The 15,937-nt window shown below is 39.0% G+C and carries 14 protein-coding genes and 1 tRNA gene; 13 read left to right on the plus strand and 2 right to left on the minus strand.

The window, feature by feature from the left end; translation table 11 throughout:
* Positions 1 to 9: 9 nt before the first annotated feature.
* The gene (gene coaE, locus E4O07_RS05310) at positions 10 to 639 is read right to left on the minus strand and encodes a dephospho-CoA kinase (protein WP_253687761.1); all 630 of its coding nucleotides are present in this window, start codon (positions 637 to 639) and stop codon (positions 10 to 12) included.
* On the minus strand, positions 639 to 3,386 hold the full coding sequence (gene polA, locus E4O07_RS05315; protein WP_253687762.1) for a DNA polymerase I: 2,748 nt from the start codon (positions 3,384 to 3,386) through the stop codon (positions 639 to 641). Before polA ends, coaE begins: the two co-directional genes overlap by 1 nt.
* Positions 3,387 to 3,522: 136 nt before the next feature.
* Here polA and citD point away from each other — a divergent pair, with 136 nt between their 5' ends.
* The 13 genes from citD (at position 3,523) to E4O07_RS05380 (ending at position 15,810) form a co-directional block, all read left to right on the plus strand.
* Positions 3,523 to 3,786 (plus strand): citrate lyase acyl carrier protein, encoded by a 264-nt coding sequence (citD, locus tag E4O07_RS05320; RefSeq protein WP_002669237.1) that lies wholly within the window; start codon positions 3,523 to 3,525, stop codon positions 3,784 to 3,786.
* Entirely contained in the window at positions 3,776 to 4,645 is an 870-nt protein-coding gene (locus E4O07_RS05325; RefSeq protein ID WP_253687763.1) for an HpcH/HpaI aldolase/citrate lyase family protein, read from the plus strand. Before citD ends, E4O07_RS05325 begins: the two co-directional genes overlap by 11 nt.
* A gap of 13 nt (positions 4,646 to 4,658) precedes the next feature.
* The gene (citF, locus tag E4O07_RS05330; RefSeq protein ID WP_253687764.1) at positions 4,659 to 6,155 is read left to right on the plus strand and encodes a citrate lyase subunit alpha; all 1,497 of its coding nucleotides are present in this window, start codon (positions 4,659 to 4,661) and stop codon (positions 6,153 to 6,155) included.
* A 67-nt stretch (positions 6,156 to 6,222) separates the two neighbouring features.
* Positions 6,223 to 6,295 (plus strand) — tRNA-Thr (locus E4O07_RS05335).
* Positions 6,296 to 6,547: 252 nt separating this feature from the next.
* Positions 6,548 to 7,600, plus strand: a complete 1,053-nt coding sequence (locus tag E4O07_RS05340; RefSeq protein WP_253687765.1) for a hypothetical protein — start codon at positions 6,548 to 6,550, stop codon at positions 7,598 to 7,600.
* Between the two features lie 127 nt (positions 7,601 to 7,727).
* Positions 7,728 to 9,089, plus strand: a complete 1,362-nt coding sequence (lpdA, locus tag E4O07_RS05345; RefSeq protein ID WP_253687766.1) for a dihydrolipoyl dehydrogenase — start codon at positions 7,728 to 7,730, stop codon at positions 9,087 to 9,089.
* Positions 9,090 to 9,287: 198 nt separating this feature from the next.
* Entirely contained in the window at positions 9,288 to 10,361 is a 1,074-nt protein-coding gene (gcvT, locus tag E4O07_RS05350) for a glycine cleavage system aminomethyltransferase GcvT (RefSeq protein WP_253687767.1), read from the plus strand.
* 58 nt (positions 10,362 to 10,419) lie between these two features.
* Positions 10,420 to 10,788: a glycine cleavage system protein GcvH gene (gcvH, locus tag E4O07_RS05355; protein ID WP_253687768.1), complete on the plus strand. Its 369-nt coding sequence runs from the start codon at positions 10,420 to 10,422 to the stop codon at positions 10,786 to 10,788.
* Between the two features lie 88 nt (positions 10,789 to 10,876).
* Positions 10,877 to 12,181, plus strand: a complete 1,305-nt coding sequence (gene gcvPA / locus E4O07_RS05360) for an aminomethyl-transferring glycine dehydrogenase subunit GcvPA (protein WP_253687769.1) — start codon at positions 10,877 to 10,879, stop codon at positions 12,179 to 12,181.
* Positions 12,181 to 13,632 (plus strand): aminomethyl-transferring glycine dehydrogenase subunit GcvPB, encoded by a 1,452-nt coding sequence (gene gcvPB / locus E4O07_RS05365; protein ID WP_253687770.1) that lies wholly within the window; start codon positions 12,181 to 12,183, stop codon positions 13,630 to 13,632. Before gcvPA ends, gcvPB begins: the two co-directional genes overlap by 1 nt.
* A 121-nt stretch (positions 13,633 to 13,753) precedes the next feature.
* Positions 13,754 to 14,692 (plus strand): COG2958 family protein, encoded by a 939-nt coding sequence (locus E4O07_RS05370; protein WP_253687771.1) that lies wholly within the window; start codon positions 13,754 to 13,756, stop codon positions 14,690 to 14,692.
* A 100-nt stretch (positions 14,693 to 14,792) separates the two neighbouring features.
* Positions 14,793 to 15,326, plus strand: coding sequence for a transposase (locus tag E4O07_RS05375; RefSeq protein ID WP_253687772.1), 534 nt, complete (start codon positions 14,793 to 14,795; stop codon positions 15,324 to 15,326).
* The gene (locus E4O07_RS05380; protein WP_253687773.1) at positions 15,271 to 15,810 is read left to right on the plus strand and encodes an IS5 family transposase; all 540 of its coding nucleotides are present in this window, start codon (positions 15,271 to 15,273) and stop codon (positions 15,808 to 15,810) included. The genes E4O07_RS05375 and E4O07_RS05380 overlap by 56 nt, the downstream gene beginning before the upstream one ends.
* Positions 15,811 to 15,937: the final 127 nt, after the last annotated feature.

A 15,937-nucleotide genomic window follows, 5' to 3' on the forward strand; every position in this document is an offset into this window, starting at 1 on the left:
AAATCAACCTCAAAAGCCTCTTTTTTTGACTTCCTGTAAGAGCTTATATTTTAACTTTGCAGGAGATCCCGAGTTCTTTACTACTACAGTATCGGCATTTAAAAATAAGTATTGAGAAAAGAATTCCTTTTGTTTTGAAAATCTTAGCCGAATATTTTTTAAAGGAAGCCTGTCCCTTTTTTTTGCCCTTATAAGACGCAAAATAATGGGAGCATCTATATAAAGGATAAAAGAACACTTTTTTATGAGGCTTGTCTTGTGAAGGGTAGGGGCGTTTAAAAGAATGGGCCTCTCAGGCCTTTCTGCAAAGGCTTTTTTAATCTCCTCCCATATTTTTTCTTCAATTATAGGAAGAATAAAATCTTCGTGTTTTTTTAATAGAGCTTCATCCGAAAAGACCAAGAGGGCAAAGGCTTTTTTATCGATTCCCTTTTCCGTTTTTAAATTTATCCCGCGTTTTTCTGCTTCGGATTTAAAGAGATTAAAAATTTCGTTTTCATACTCTATAAAGACTCTTCTTGAAACGGCATCAGCATCTATGCAATAAAAACCGTACTCCTCTAAGATGGAGCTTGCCTTGTTTTTCCCTGAGCAGGAGGGGCCTGAAAGCCCTATCAAAATCGGTTGAGAATTGTCCATTAGTGGAATTCTCCCCAGCTCATTCCCGATTCTATGCTTACCCTTAGGGGTACTGAAAGTTTGATTACGCCCTCCATTTTTTCTTTTACGAGGGCCATGACTTTTTCTCTTTCACTTTCGGCGGCTTCTATTATAAGCTCATCGTGAACTTGTAAGAGTATGACCGCATCAAATTTTTGCTTTTTTAAGGCCTTATCGACTTCAAGCATGGCAAGTTTTACTATGTCGGCGGCAGAGCCTTGAAGGGGGGTGTTTACCGCAATGCGTTCAGCCCCTGCCTTTTCTATCTTGTTCTTGCTGTTTATAGCCGGAAGATAACGCCTCCTTCCCATAATTGTTTCGACATAGCCTCTTTTTTCAGCCTCTTGGCAAACTTGGGCCATAAAGCCTGACACTCCCGAATAGGTTGCAAAATATGCCTTTATAAACTCATCAGCCCTTTTGCGGGGAATTCTCAAAGAGGATGCTAGGCGGAAGGCACTCATGCCGTACATTACCCCGAAGTTTATGGTCTTTGCTATACGCCTCATATCCTGCGTTACATCCTTTATGTCTACTGCAAAGATTAAACTTGCAGTTTTCGCATGAACATCTATGCCCTTATTAAAGGCTTCCACAAGGTTATGATCCTTTGAAAGATGGGCAAGGATTACAAGCTCAATCTGAGAGTAGTCGGCAGAGATAAGAACCCGCCCCTTTTCAGCCTGAAAGGCCTCCCTTATCCTGCGCCCCTCGTTCCCGCGTATGGGAATGTTTTGTAAGTTTGGGTCACGGCTTGAAAGGCGGCCTGTGGCGGTTCCTGTTTGAATAAAACTTGTGTGAATCCTTCCGTTTTTATCGGTCATTTTTGGGAGGGTGTCGGTGTATGTGGATTTCAGCTTTGCAAGAGCCCTGTAATCCAATATTTTTGCAGGCACCGGGTCTTCGGAGGCAAGGTTTTCAAGCACCGAGGTATCTGTAGAGTAGCCCGTCTTAGTTTTTTTGCCGGGAGTGAGCTTTCTTTCTTCAAATAATACTTCTTGAAGCTGTTTGGGAGATGCTATATTGAACTCATGACCTACGAGTTTATAAATATCCTTTTCGCATTCTTCAAGTTCTTTTCCTAATTCTTTTGAATAAGCATCAAGTTCTTCTCCCTTTAAAAAGATGCCCTTTATTTCCATCTCGGTTAAAAGTTTTGTAATGGGCATTTCAAGGTCAAAAAAGAGCTTTTCCAAATTATTCTTTTTTAAGAGGGGGAAAAATTTATTATAAAATTTAAGTGTTATGTCCGCATCCTCTGCAGCATAGGGGCAGGCTTCATTTAGCGGAACATCCGAAAAGTTTTGCCCGGCCTTTACAAGCTCCTTAAACCTTATTGTTCTTAAACCCAAAACACTTTCTGCAAGCTTATCCATTCCGTAAGAAGAGCGGGCAGGATCCAAAAGCCATGCGGCTATCATTGTGTCAAAAAGATTTGCCGAAATACCTTTTACAAGGTTTGAGCAAAGCGCCGCCTGAATGTCGAATTTTCCGTTATGCATTATGAGGGTTATCTTTGAATCAAAGAGCTTTGATACGGCCTTTTGGGCATCCTTAAAGGCTATGAGCTTGGGAGCCTCCTCTCCAAGTTCAGGGAGAGGTGCTTTTAAGGGAAAGTAATAGGCTTCTCCTTCTTTTATAGCAAGGGAGAAGCCGCAGATTTCCGCATTTAGAGGATCTTCGCTTGTGGTTTCACAGTCATAGGCCGCAAGACCTTGTTTTACGGCCTCGTCTATGATTTTAAAAAGCTCTTCTGCCTCGTCCACAAGTTTGTAATCACCCTTGTTTTGAGGAAGGGAGATTTCTTCACCTGCACCTAATTCTTGCGGAAGCATCTCGAGAGGTGCTTTTTCGGTAATAATTTTTTCGGAATAGAGCTTTGCAATATTGGGAAGCTCTTCGTTTATAAAAAGACGGGCGGCTGCTTCATAGTCCATTTGGGAAGTAGAGTAGGCGTTTAAATCTTTTTCGATAGGTACATCGAAGCGGAGTTTTATGAGATCTTTAGAAAAATAAGCCGCTTCCTTTCCTGTTTCTATCTTTGTTTTTAAGGCTCCTTTTAAGTTTTCTGTATTTGCATAAATGCCGTCGAGGGTTTTGTACTCTTCGAGGAGCTTTACGGCCGTTTTCGGACCTACCCCCTTTACTCCGGGAACATTGTCGGCCGTGTCGCCTATGAGGGAGAGTAGATCCAACATTCCGCCGGGATAAACTCCCCATTCTTCTTTTACGTTTTCGGCTCCGAAGCCTTCCCAAGCCTTAATCTTCCCCGGCTTTAACATGGTTGTGGTTTTTGAAACCAGCTGCATTAAGTCCTTATCGCCCGAAATAATCACACATTCACGCCCTTCCTTTTCTGCGAGGGCTGATATTGAAGCGATTACGTCATCTGCCTCAAAGCCGTTACAGCGGACTGCGGGAATTTTAAAGATTTTTAAAATTTCTTCTATTTTGTCGATTTGAGCATGGAGGTCATCGGGCGTTTTATCCCTTGTGGCCTTGTATTCTTTGTACATCTCGTGCCTAAATGTGGGCGTAAGGGAATCTAGGGCCGTAACAAAGAGCTTAGGATTGTATTCGGTAAATATGGAATGAAGGCTTTTAAAAAAGCCGAATATAGCCGAAACGTTTTCGCCCTTACCGTTTGTAAGAGGTCTTGAAATAAAGGCAAAATAAGAGCGGTAAATAAGAGCATAGGCATCCAAAACATAGATTGTATCTTTCATAAATTAAGACCTCCGTTAGAGGGGAATTATACTATGTAAGAGCCATTAAATGCAAGCTGTATTGTTTTTCCCAAGATTGACTTATTCTTTTGATATTGCTATAATACTCATCATATAAAATTTTTAAGGGGTATCTATGCAAATAAAACGAGAAGCGGTTTGCGGAACACTCCAATCAAATGATTGCCTTGTCCGTATTGTTCCTTCCGAAAAACTTGAACTTGACTTAAAAAGCTCTGTTTTAAACGAATTCGGTGCACAGATAAAAAAAACGGTGCAGGAAGTATTGGATGAGTTTGAAGTAAAAAATGCCAAGCTCTTTATCGAAGACAAGGGTGCCTTAGATTGTACAATCAAGGCCCGTGTAGAAACAGCATTGAGGCGCGCAAATGAAAAATAGAAGAAGTATGCTTTTTATGCCCGGCAATAATCCGGGAATGTTGGTATCAGCCGATATTTTGGGAGCGGATTCCATCATTTACGATTTGGAAGATGCCGTCTCCCTTGATGAAAAAGACTCGGCCCGTACTCTGGTGCGGAATGCTCTTTCCTTTTTAAAGTTTACCCATTCCGAAATCACTGTAAGAATAAACCCCATCGACTCCCCTTATTGGGAAAAGGACTTGGAGGCAATTATTCCCGTTCTTCCGGACGGAATCGTAATTCCTAAGGCCTCTGTCGATGCAGTTCATTCGGTAGAACAAAAAATAAACGAGATAAAACGTGAGCATAAGATAACAAAAGATTTCAGCTTTCTTATGCTTGTAGAATCTGCCCGCGGAATTATGGATGTAAATTCTATAGCCAAGGCTTCACCGCTAATTCAAGGCCTTCTTTTAGGCGGAGAAGACTACTCCGTAGATATGGGAATTCAGAGAACCCGTCTTTCAAAAGAACTGGAATACGCCCGCTTTAGTTTGACGACTGCCGCCCATGCCTACGGCTTGGACTCTCTCGACACCCCCTTTACCGATGTAGAAGACTTCGAAGGCCTAAGGCTCGATACAGCCTTTAGTAAGAGCATAGGCTTTTCAGGCCGCTTGGTTATAAATCCCCGTCAGGTTGAAGAGATTCATAAAATATTTTCTCCTTCCGCTGCCGAAATTGAAAGAGCCCAAGCTATTTTACAGGCAGCAGAAGAGGCTAAGCAAAAGGGCTTAGGCGTATTCAGCTTTAAGGGAAAGATGGTTGACCTACCCGTTATCAAGAGGGCTCAGGCTCTTTATGATTCGGCTAAGAACTGGGGCTTAATAAAATAAGGAGGAAAAGGATATGAATAACATACTTGGAAGAGAAGGCTTAGACAATCCTTTTAAGGGAGCCTTTGTAAATAAAAAAAATGCAAAATACGAGCTTACAAAGAATGTGAAGCCCGTATTTGGGAAGACCTTATCCTCCGCCCTTGATGAGCTTAAACTCCATGACGGAATGGTTATAAGTTTTCATCATCACCTTAGAAACGGCGACTATGTTCTTGACATGGTAATGAGGGAAATCCAAAAAAGAGGAATCAAAGATTTAACCGTAATGGCTTCTTCAATTTTCCCCTGCCATGAAATTTTGGTTGAACTTATGGAAGACGGAACGGTTACGCAGCTTATGACCTCTTATATGTCGGGCCCCGTTGCCAAGGCTGTAAGTTACGGTAAGTGTAAAAAGCCCGTGATTATGACCACCCATGGCGGTAGACCCAGAATGATTCTGGAAAAAGAGGTTACCATAGATGCAGCCTTTTTGGCATCTCCTTGTGTAGACGATCAAGGAAATATTTCGGGCTCTGAAGGAAAGTCGTTTTGCGGCTCCCTAGGTTATGCCGCAGCCGATGCTCAGATGGCAAAAAAGACTATAGCCGTTACCGATACAAGGGTTTCAAAGGTTAAAAGACCTGACATTGAAGGCCGCTTTGTAGACATGGTTGTTGAGGTAGACAGGATAGGAGACCCTGCAGGTATTGTAAGCGGAACAACTCAGATTACAAAGGATCCTATCGGCTTGAAAATAGCCCGCGACTGCCGCACCTTGATTGAACATTCAGGTCTTTTTAAAAACGGCTTCAGTATGCAGACAGGGGCAGGCGGTATTTCTCTTGCAGTTGCAGATGAAATGCACCGTGCAATGAAAGAAAAAAATATAAAGGGAAGTTTCGGCTGCGGCGGAATTACAGGCTATTTTGTAAAGATGCTTGAAGAAGGGCTTTTTGAAAACCTTTACGATGTTCAGTGCTTCGATCTTTCAGCCGTAGATTCTACCGAAAAAAATGCAAATCATCACAAGATTTCGGCCGACCTTTATGCAAATCCCAATAATCCCGATCATGTTGCAGGAAAGCTTGATGTCGTTATCCTCGGTGCGAGCGAAATAGACTTGGACTATAACGTAAACGTAACTACAGGTTCTGACGGTATAATATTGGGAGGTTCGGGCGGACATGCCGATACGGCAGCCGGAGCAAAACTTTCGATAATAGTTTCAAAGCTATTTAATGCCCGCATTTCTTGCCTTGTAGACAAGGTACGCACGGTAACCACTCCCGGAGAAACAATCGATGTTTTTGTTACGGATAGAGGTATTGCAATTAATCCGCGCCATGCAGATTTAATCAAAAAACTAAAATCCGAAACAAACCTTGAAATTAAAACTATCGAAGAATTAAAGGAAATTGCAGAATCCTTTACAGGCAAGCCTCAAGTTAAGCCCCGCTCTGCTGAGGTAGTGGGAATAAGCACCTACCGCGACGGCACTGTTTTGGACGTAATAAACAAGGCTTAAGCTAAAAATTCTTCCTATTGACTTTTTTGTTGATTTTTGGTAAAGTTTCTTTATCAAAAATCAACATGCCAACTTAGCTCACCCGGCAGAGCAGCACCCTCGTAACGTGCAGGTACTCGGTTCAAGTCCGAGAGTTGGCTTTTTTTTCTTTTAAAATAGTTTTTTCTTCTATAATACGTACTCTTCATTAGCTTGAATCATTGGGAATTTTTAAAGAAACCGCAAGGGGCGCGAAGAGCGCAAAGGGTGAGATTAGATTTACACTTCTAATTCAATATACTTGATCATATACTCTTATAAAGTTATATTATATTTATAAGCTTTATTCATTAATGGAATATAAAATTGATAGGTTTGAAAAAATCAGCTTAAAAAAATAAGGAGAGATAAATATGAGTTCTAATTTTTCCATATACCCACGCAATAACATAAATATTTCATTTGGTGATTTATTGGAAGAGTTTGAAAAAAATATAAAAGATTTTTTCTTAAAAAATGATATACATATCGACTTTAATGTGTATGCGGGTATTTATAATAACAAAACAGAACATGAAGAAATAGTTACCGATATCACGCCTTTTAGAGCTCCGGGAGAAAATGAAACAATGTGGATCGGTTACGAATTTATGGTTTGCGATCAAAAAATTACAGATTTTACCCATGTTGATTTTTATCCATTCGATGATTATGATGATTATGATATATGCCTGACCTCCGGCTATCTTTTTGATGATAAACAGGCTATGATTCCCGATATTGAAGAACGTATGCCGTATATTATAAATACCGGCGGTTACTGGAGTTTTAGCGGGCGTGCTTGGCCTGCTTACGGTTTTGCGGCAGCTTCATTTGCAAAGCTGACGGACGGCATTATTTTTTCGGATACGGGTGCATGGGATTATTCAAAATTTCCATGCTTGGCAGAGGATTTTTTAAAATTTTATTATAACATTAATGATCTTTCAAATGCAGATTCTTATATTATTAATGTAAGACGTTATTTAAAAGAAATAAAAACATACGATTATGTTATCAATGGAAGAATAAAAACATATCAGAATGTAAAATATGATCTCGATAACTTGTATGTAGCAAGGCTGTTTTTAGATTTTCACTATGATATAAAACCCTGTCTATATGATTCATACTCATATACTAAATATATGGAAATTAATGGAGATAAAGCATTATTATATTTTTTAAATGGAGATACGCCTATAAAAATAGACAGTACAATCGACAGCGTGAATAAAAATAAAAACACTCGGATCCTTTGCTTTGTTGACAATAGATCGCTTTTTTTTAATGAAGTACATGATGAAAAATATGCAAAACGTATAAAACTTAAATTATACTCACTATCCAAGGGGGCAAAAAAAAATAAACGAAATTTACAAACAGTTTATTTTGTTTCAGGAGACGAAATCTTGGTTTTTAAGTAATATTAAACCTAAAAATCCTTTTTAACAATACTTTTTTCTCCCCTTGCCTTTATTCATTCCATCGTGTATACTTTACAAGATAATAACTATAATGCTTAAAAATTTTAAGCTGCTTTAGGAGATTAGTATGTATGATTTAATTGTTTTGGGCGGAGGCCCGGGCGGCTATGTTGCTGCCATAAAAGCAGGGAGGGCAGGGTTAAAAACCGCTCTTATCGAAAAAAACAGGCTGGGAGGAACCTGTCTAAATAAGGGCTGTATTCCTACAAAATACCTTCTTCATACAGCCGAAGTATTCGGAAGCTTTGCCGAAAACGATCTAGGTCTTTCAGGTGAAAACTTAAAATACGATATAAATTCCATCTACGAGAAAAAAAATGCCGTTATCGATAAACTTGTAGGCGGAATCGAAAAAATAATCGAAAATGCCGGGGTCGATTTTTTTAACGGCGAAGGCAAAATCACTTCAAAATCTTCTGTAAACGTAGACGGAAAAGAACTTGAGTTTAAAAACCTGATAATCGCAACAGGCTCTTCCGTATTCGCTCCTCCCATAGCCGGAATCGAAACGGCTTTAACCTCAGACGATATTTTGGGAAAAGAACCTGTCGATTTTAAGAGTGTCATCATAATCGGAGGCGGCGTTATCGGTGTAGAATTCGCTACAATGTACGCTAATTTAGGAAAAGAAGTAACCATCGTCGAACTTGAAAAAACAATCCTTCCTCCCTTTGACAGGGATATTGCAATGCAGCAAGCCCTTGTTCTAAAAAAGAAGGGTGTAAAGATAATAAACGGTGCCATGGTAACAAAAATCGAGAAAACCGGCTGTACCTTTACACTTAAAGAAAAAGAAGAACATATCACAGCCGATGCCGTAATCGTATGTATCGGCCGAATTGCAGAAATAAAAGACATCGGCCTTGAGGCTGCCGGAATTGAGCATGATAAGAGAGGTATAATTACAGATGCCTGTATGAAGACAAATGTCGACGGCATTTATGCTATTGGAGATGCAGTAAAAGGAAACGTAATGCTTGCCCACAATGCCGAAAATCAGGGGCATCTTGTTGTCGAAAATATTGTAAACAATACCAAACATGAAAAAACCGATGTTATTCCTTCCTGTGTATACTCAACACCTGAGATTGCAGGTGTCGGTCTTTCGGAAAAAGAGGCAGAAGCTAAGGGTATAACCGTAAAAATCGGTAAGGTTCCTATGGGTTCAAACGGAAAATCGGTGCTTTCAGGTTTGGATGTAGGCTTTATCAAAGTTCTCTTTAATGAAGAAGACAGACTTGTAGGCTGCCAGATGATGTGCGATTCGGCTACAGATATGATAGGAGCTATCGGAACTCTTGTCACAAATAAGGCAAAGAGGGAAAATATCTTAAAATCCATGTATCCTCATCCGACGGTAGTAGAAGCATTCTATGAAGCAGTAGAAGATGTCGAAAAGTCGGCTACCCACATGATTTATAAAAAATAATCATAGTAGATTTTTAGAAATAACCTGACGGCAAGGCTTATTTTGGCTTTGCCGTTTTTAATCAAAACAATATTTTTTTATATATTTCCTATTGCTTTTATTGAATATCTGGTATACAATATAATCGGTAATTCGTAATGGTTGTTAATTATCAATTACAAATTACCAATTACAAATTAATAAAATTGGAGGAATAAGATGAAAAGAACACCTTATTATGAAACTTTGCTCGCCAAAGGCGGCAAGTTTGTTGAGTTCGGCGGATATGAAATGCCTATTCAATTCGCCGGTATCTTAAAGGAGCATCTTGCTGTACGCAACAATGTAGGACTATTCGATGTTTCGCACATGGGAGAGTTCTATATTGAAGGAGATAATGCCGAAGCTGCCGTAAATGCTCTTATTACGAACGACATTAGGGGAATGGCTGACGGAGACGTCCGCTATACTCTTATGTGCAACGAAAAGGGCGGAATTGTCGATGACTTCCTTGTTTACCGCTATAATCAAAAGAAATTCCTCTTGGTTGTAAATGCAGGAAACCACGACAAGGACTATGACTGGGTAAAAAAATATTTGGATAAGAGCGTTACCTTTACAGACCGCTCGCCTGAAATTGCCCAGCTTGCAATTCAGGGCCCCAATGCTCCTGCCTTGGTAAAAAAGTTTATTGATGCTTCAGCAATGCCCTCCGCTTATTACACATTTAAAACCTTCCAATGCCCCAAGGGAGAAGTAATCGTTTCTCAGACCGGTTATACCGGTGAAGAAGGCTACGAAATCTACTGCCCCAAAGAATGGGCTTTAGAGCTTTTTGATCAGGTTATGAAGGCCGGAGAAGAATTCGGAATTGAGCTTTGCGGTTTAGGCTGCCGGGACACCTTGCGCCTTGAGGCCGGAATGCCCTTGTACGGCCATGAAATGACTGAAGAAACCTTGGCCACCGAAGTAACCTTAAAACCTTTTATCAAACTTGAAAAAGAAAATTTTATCGGTAAAAAAGCTCTTGAAGCCAACGAAGCTAAAAAAATCCGAAAGGGCTTTAAGATGATTGACAGGGGTATTGCCCGAGATCACGACAAGGTCTTCTTAGGAGACAAGGAAATCGGTTATGTTACCACAGGAACTTCTTCGCCCTCATTAAAGGTCGGTATCGGACACATGAGAATCGACCGAGGCGTTAAAGATGAAGAAGTATTTATCGAAGTACGCGGTAAAAAGCTCAAGGCTAAAATTGTACCTACAAGTTTCTTAAAGGAAATTAAGGGCTAGTTAAAAAGGTTTTATAAGTTTTTAGTAAAAACTTAAAATATAAAAATAGGAGTTATATATGGAAATTAAAGAAGATGTAAAGTATTTGGAATCACACGAATGGTTCAAGAAAGAAGGAAACATCGGTCTTATCGGTATCAGTGATTATGCTCAAAGCGAAATGGGAGATGTTGTATTCATCGAACTTCCTGAGGTTGGAGATGAGGTAACAGCCGACAAGGCCTGTGCTACAGTAGAATCTGTAAAGGCTGTTTTCGAAATCATCAGCCCCATGACAGGAAAGGTCGTTGAAATAAACGAAGCTCTCTTGGACGCTCCCGAAAAAATCAATGAAGATGCCTTCGGTTCTTGGTTCTTTAAGGTAGAACTCACAGGAGAATCTTCAAAATTGATGGATGCAGGTGCATACAAAGGTCTTTGCAAGTAATTAAAAATAGGCTTTATAAACAGTTGGGCAGAAATTCTGCCTTCCTGTTTATTTTGAGTATTGACTTAAATTTTAATTAGGAGGGTTTATGTCAAATTATATTCCTCACTCAGCTGAGGAAACAAAAGAGATGCTTGATCTCATCGGTGTCAAATCTATTGATGACTTATACGGTTTTGAATGTAAGGACTGTAAAACGGTTGATGTAGGCGAGGGCAGAACTCAAGCAGAAGTTGAAAAGTTTTTTCAAAATTTAAGCAGTGAGAACACTGTTTTTAAATCGATATTAAGAGGAGCCGGTGCTTACAACCATTATGCTCCCGCAGCCGTAAGACACTTGGCTTCAAGGGAAGAGTTCTTAACGGCATACACACCTTATCAGCCTGAAATGAATCAGGGCGAGCTTCAAGCAGGTTTTGAATATCAGTCAATGATCTGCGAGCTTACCGGAATGGATGTTTCCAATGCCAGCGTTTATGACGGAGGCACGGCAGTCGCAGATGCTATAGTTATGTCCTTAGGACGAAAACAAAACAAGGTTTTAATTTCCGAATGTGTTGAACCCAGCTCAATCGAAATTGCTAAGACCTATTTAAAACACAGCGGTGTCGAATTTGTAATGATTCCGAAAGACGGTTATAAAACCGATGTTTCAAAGATTAAGGATCTTTTGGATGAAAGCGTTGGAGCCGTTATTATGCAGCAGCCCAATCGCTTCGGTACACTCGAAGATTGTGAAGCTGTAGGAAAAATGGTAGAAGGCACCAAAACCCAGTTTGTAATGAGCTGTAACCCCGTTTCTTTGGCAATCTTAAAAACACCGAAAGAATGCGGTGCTTCAATTGCTTTGGGCGAAGGACAAGCCTTAGGTCTTCCTCTTGGAGCAGGCGGCCCCTATCTAGGCTTCCTTTCTACAATCGAAGCCAATATGCGAAAAATCCCCGGAAGAATCATCGGACAGTCAACCGACCATGACGGCAGAAGAGCCTTTGTTCTAACTCTTCAAGCCAGAGAACAGCATATCAGACGCGAAAAAGCAAGCTCAAGTATCTGTTCTAACCAAGCTCTTTGTGCTTTGAGGGCTTCTATGTTTATGACCGCCTACGGAAAAGAAGGATTAAAAACCGTTGCAAATGTTTCTTTAAGCAATGCGCACTATTTTGCCGATGAGCTTAAAAAAATCGGTTTAACCGTAAAAAATAACGGCGAGTTCTTCCATGAGTTCGTAACGGACGGAAAGGGAAAGGCCGATGCAATTCTTTCAAATCTTGAAAAAAACGGCGTTTTAGGCGGTTTAAAGATTTGCGATGATGCCATTCTTTGGTGTACAACAGATGTTCTTTCAAAATGCGAACTTGACAAGGCCGTAAAAATCATTAAGGAGGTATTGTAATGAGCGAATTGATTTTTGAAAAATCCGTAAAGGGTCATAAATTTGCCGAAGCAAAATTAACCGTACCCGAATACAAACTTGATTCAAAATATTTAAGAGCATGCGATGCAAAACTTCCTGAAGTTTCGGAACTTGAATTTGTCCGCCACTACATGGAATTAAGCAAGAGAACTCACGGCGTAGATAACGGCTTTTATCCCCTAGGTTCTTGTACAATGAAGTACAATCCTAAGCTCAATGAAGAAGTTGCCGCTCTTCCGAACTTTACCAATATTCATCCCTTGCAGCCTGAACACACAATGAAGGGCTGTGTTGAAGTTATGGGTGATTTAGGTAAAAAGTTAGGTGAAATTACCGGTATGGATGCCTTCTCCCTCCAGCCCTCAGCAGGTGCTCACGGAGAATTCACAGCCCTCTTGGTAATCCGAGCCTATCACGAAAAACGCGGCGATCATGCCCGAAACAAGATCTTGGTTCCCGATTCGGCACACGGTACAAACCCTGCCAGTGCTGCAATGGTCGGATGCGAAATAGTAAACATTCCTTCAGATAAAGACGGAAACGTCGATATCGAAGAATTAAAAAAGACTGTAGGAAACGATACGGCAGCCCTCATGCTTACAAACCCGAACACCCTCGGTCTCTTTGAAACCCATATCAAAGAAATTGCCGAAATCGTTCACAAGGCAGGCGGCTTATTGTACTATGACGGTGCTAACCTTAACGCCATCATGGGAAGAGTAAGACCCGGAGACATGGGTTACGACATAGTTCACTTGAACTTGCATAAAACATTCTCAACTCCCCACGGAGGCGGCGGTCCGGGAAGCGGCCCTATAGGTTGTAAAAAGTTCCTTGAAGAATTCTTACCCGTTCCTGTAATTACAGGTTCTGACGGAAGCTACAAGTTAGACTATAACCGCCCGTATTCAATCGGAAGGGTTAGAAACTTCTATGGAAACTTCCTCGTATTCTTGCGTGCCTATGCCTATATCTTAACTCTCGGAAGCGAGGGCATAAGGGAAAGTTCAGGCTATGCAGTCTTAAATGCAAACTATCTAAAGAAAAAGCTTGAAAAAGAATATGAAGTTGCCTTTGACAGAACCTGTATGCACGAGTTCGTTCTCACCCTTGACAAGATCAAGGAAGAGACAGGTGTAAGTGCCCTTGACATAGCTAAGGGCTTAATCGACGACGGTATCCATCCGCCGACGATGTACTTCCCGCTCATCGTACACGAAGCCTTGATGTTTGAGCCTACGGAAACGGAAAGCAAGTCCACATTGGACTTCACCGCTGACGTTATGATCAAACTCAAAAAAGAAGCTTATTCAAATCCCGAAAAGCTTCACGGCTATCCCTACACACGCCCCATCGGCCGCGTAGACGAAACAAAGGCAGCCCGAGAACCTGTTTTAAGGTACAAGGCTTGCTGCTGTGACTGTAAATAAACAGTATTGAAGCTTTATCCCCCTCTAAAACTGATGTTTTTAGAGGGGGATTTTGTATGCTATTAGATTTATTTGATTATGGAAAAGGAATAAGATGGAGAAACAATATACTTTTTTTGATTTGATTATAGAAGTTTTTGAAAAAGTAAAAAAACCAATGACGCCGGAAGAAGTTTGGGAAAAGGCAGTTGAGTTTTCTTTCGATAAAAAATTAAAAAGCTCCGGTAAAACTCCGGCTGCTACATTAGGCGCAAGATTATATGTAGATGCCAAAGAAAAGGGCGAAAAAAGTACTTTTGTTCAAGTTTCAAAGCGTCCTTCAAGATTTATTTTAAGAAGCTTAAATATAAGCGGAACCGAAATAAAAAAAGAAATCGAGAAAAAAGAAAATTTAGAATTAAAACAAAATAATGAAAGTAGTTTTAATGAGAGAGATTTACATCCTCTTTTAGTTAAATATGTTTATTCAAATCCGCATTTTAATTGTTATACAAAAACTATTTATCAGGAAAATTCGATAAAAAGAGTAAAAGGAGCTAATGAATGGCTTCATCCTGATTTAGTAGGTGTTTATTTTCCGTTTAAAGATTACTCAAAAGAAACAATGAAACTTCAAACATCATTGAATGTAAATTCTATAAAATTATTTTCTTTTGAAATGAAAAAGCATGTAGATTATTCTAACTTAAGACAGTATTTTTTTCAGGCTGTTTCAAATTCAAGTTGGGCTAATGAAGGGTATTTAGTTTGTTTGAAAATAGATGAAGATCCCAATTTTAAAAATGAACTTCAAAGATTATCTAATGCTTTTGGAATTGGAGTGATAAAGCTTAATACAGAAAGCATAAGTGAATCCGAAATAATTTGTAATGCTAGATATAATGAAAATATAGATTGGGATACTTTGGAAAGGCTTTCAGAAGATAATCCTGATTTTAATAAATTTATATCTGATTTAACTGAAGATATTGCTTTAGGAAAAGTAAAAAGTTCCTATGATAAAGTAATACCTGATGACAAATTGGAAAACTATTTGAAAGAAAAAAATATTATTTACTAAATTACCAAAATCGGTAAAGAACTGTCATAATTTTTTATGAATAAATGGGCACCTCTAAAAACCCCCTTTAAAAAAGATTAAAAAGATGATAAAATGAGGTATGAAACAAAAAGGATTATTTGATGAAGAAGATCGTTTAAGAGTATTAAGCAAGTTAGGAGATAGTCTTGAAAAATTAAACGAAAAAATAAATTGGGAAATATTCAAACCCCTATTAAAAAAAGCATTAACCAAAGAGTCAAAAGGTTTAGGCGGAAGACCTGCATACGATTATGTACTGATGTTTAAAATAATAATCTTACAAAAATTATACAACATAAGTGATGATCAAACGGAATATCAAATAAACGATCGGCTATCCTTTATGAGATTTTTAGGATTGGAATTAAAAGATAAAGTACCCGATTCAAAAACAATATGGCTTTTTAAAGAAAAACTCATTGAAGCGAGAGTATCAAAAAAGTTATTTGAAAAGTTTGGAAAAGAATTAGCTAGAAATAACTTAATAGGAAAAGAGGGAACGATAATAGATGCGACAATAGTAGAAGCTCCGATACAGCATAACAGCAAAGATGAAAATGAACAAATCAAAAATGGAAAAGTCCCTGAACAATGGCAAGAAGCAAAAAAATAAGGCAAAATTATCGCAAAAAGACTGTGATGCGAGGTGGACAAAGAAGCACAAACGTAGCTATTACGGTTATAAAGATCATATAAAAATAGATAAAAAAAGTAAGCTTATATTGAAAGCGACGGTAACAGCAGCCAATGTTCATGATAGTAGAGAGTTAAAAAATTTGGTTGAAAAAGAAGATGAAAGATTATACGCAGATAGTGCCTATATAGGAGAAGAAATAGACAGGATTTTAAAAGCGAAAGGAATAGAAGGGCAAATTTGTGAAAGAGGAGCAAGAGGGAAACCTCTTAGTAAAAAACAAAAAATCGGTAACAGAAAAAAATCAAAAATACGGGCGAGAGTCGAACATGTATTTGGCTTTATGACAAACTCAATGAAAGGTATATATGTAAGAACGATAGGATTAGCTCGTGCAACATTTTCGATAATAATGATGAACTTAACATACAACTTATGCCGATATTGCTATCTAAAGAAATAAAATGAGGGAGCATATAGGTAATAAAATGAAAAGTAAGGGAACTAAGATAAAGAATCCAAGTTTTACACTAGACAATTTATAAAAAAGCTACTAAAATAATAAATAGGTACACTAAAAAATAGGTTTT

This window comes from Treponema sp. OMZ 798, from assembly GCF_024181385.1.
Taxonomy (GTDB): domain Bacteria; phylum Spirochaetota; class Spirochaetia; order Treponematales; family Treponemataceae; genus Treponema_B.

Bases quoted from the DNA above. Each gene is read 5' to 3' on its own strand.
- coaE (WP_253687761.1), bottom strand. From the start codon at position 639: ATGGACAATTCTCAACCGATTTTGATAGGGCTTTCAGGCCCCTCCTGC.
- polA (WP_253687762.1), bottom strand. From the start codon at position 3,386: ATGAAAGATACAATCTATGTTTTGGATGCCTATGCTCTTATTTACCGC.
- citD (WP_002669237.1), top strand. From the start codon at position 3,523: ATGCAAATAAAACGAGAAGCGGTTTGCGGAACACTCCAATCAAATGAT.
- E4O07_RS05325 (WP_253687763.1), top strand. From the start codon at position 3,776: ATGAAAAATAGAAGAAGTATGCTTTTTATGCCCGGCAATAATCCGGGA.
- citF (WP_253687764.1), top strand. From the start codon at position 4,659: ATGAATAACATACTTGGAAGAGAAGGCTTAGACAATCCTTTTAAGGGA.
- E4O07_RS05340 (WP_253687765.1), top strand. From the start codon at position 6,548: ATGAGTTCTAATTTTTCCATATACCCACGCAATAACATAAATATTTCA.
- lpdA (WP_253687766.1), top strand. From the start codon at position 7,728: ATGTATGATTTAATTGTTTTGGGCGGAGGCCCGGGCGGCTATGTTGCT.
- gcvT (WP_253687767.1), top strand. From the start codon at position 9,288: ATGAAAAGAACACCTTATTATGAAACTTTGCTCGCCAAAGGCGGCAAG.
- gcvH (WP_253687768.1), top strand. From the start codon at position 10,420: ATGGAAATTAAAGAAGATGTAAAGTATTTGGAATCACACGAATGGTTC.
- gcvPA (WP_253687769.1), top strand. From the start codon at position 10,877: ATGTCAAATTATATTCCTCACTCAGCTGAGGAAACAAAAGAGATGCTT.
- gcvPB (WP_253687770.1), top strand. From the start codon at position 12,181: ATGAGCGAATTGATTTTTGAAAAATCCGTAAAGGGTCATAAATTTGCC.
- E4O07_RS05375 (WP_253687772.1), top strand. From the start codon at position 14,793: ATGAAACAAAAAGGATTATTTGATGAAGAAGATCGTTTAAGAGTATTA.
- E4O07_RS05380 (WP_253687773.1), top strand. From the start codon at position 15,271: ATGAACAAATCAAAAATGGAAAAGTCCCTGAACAATGGCAAGAAGCAA.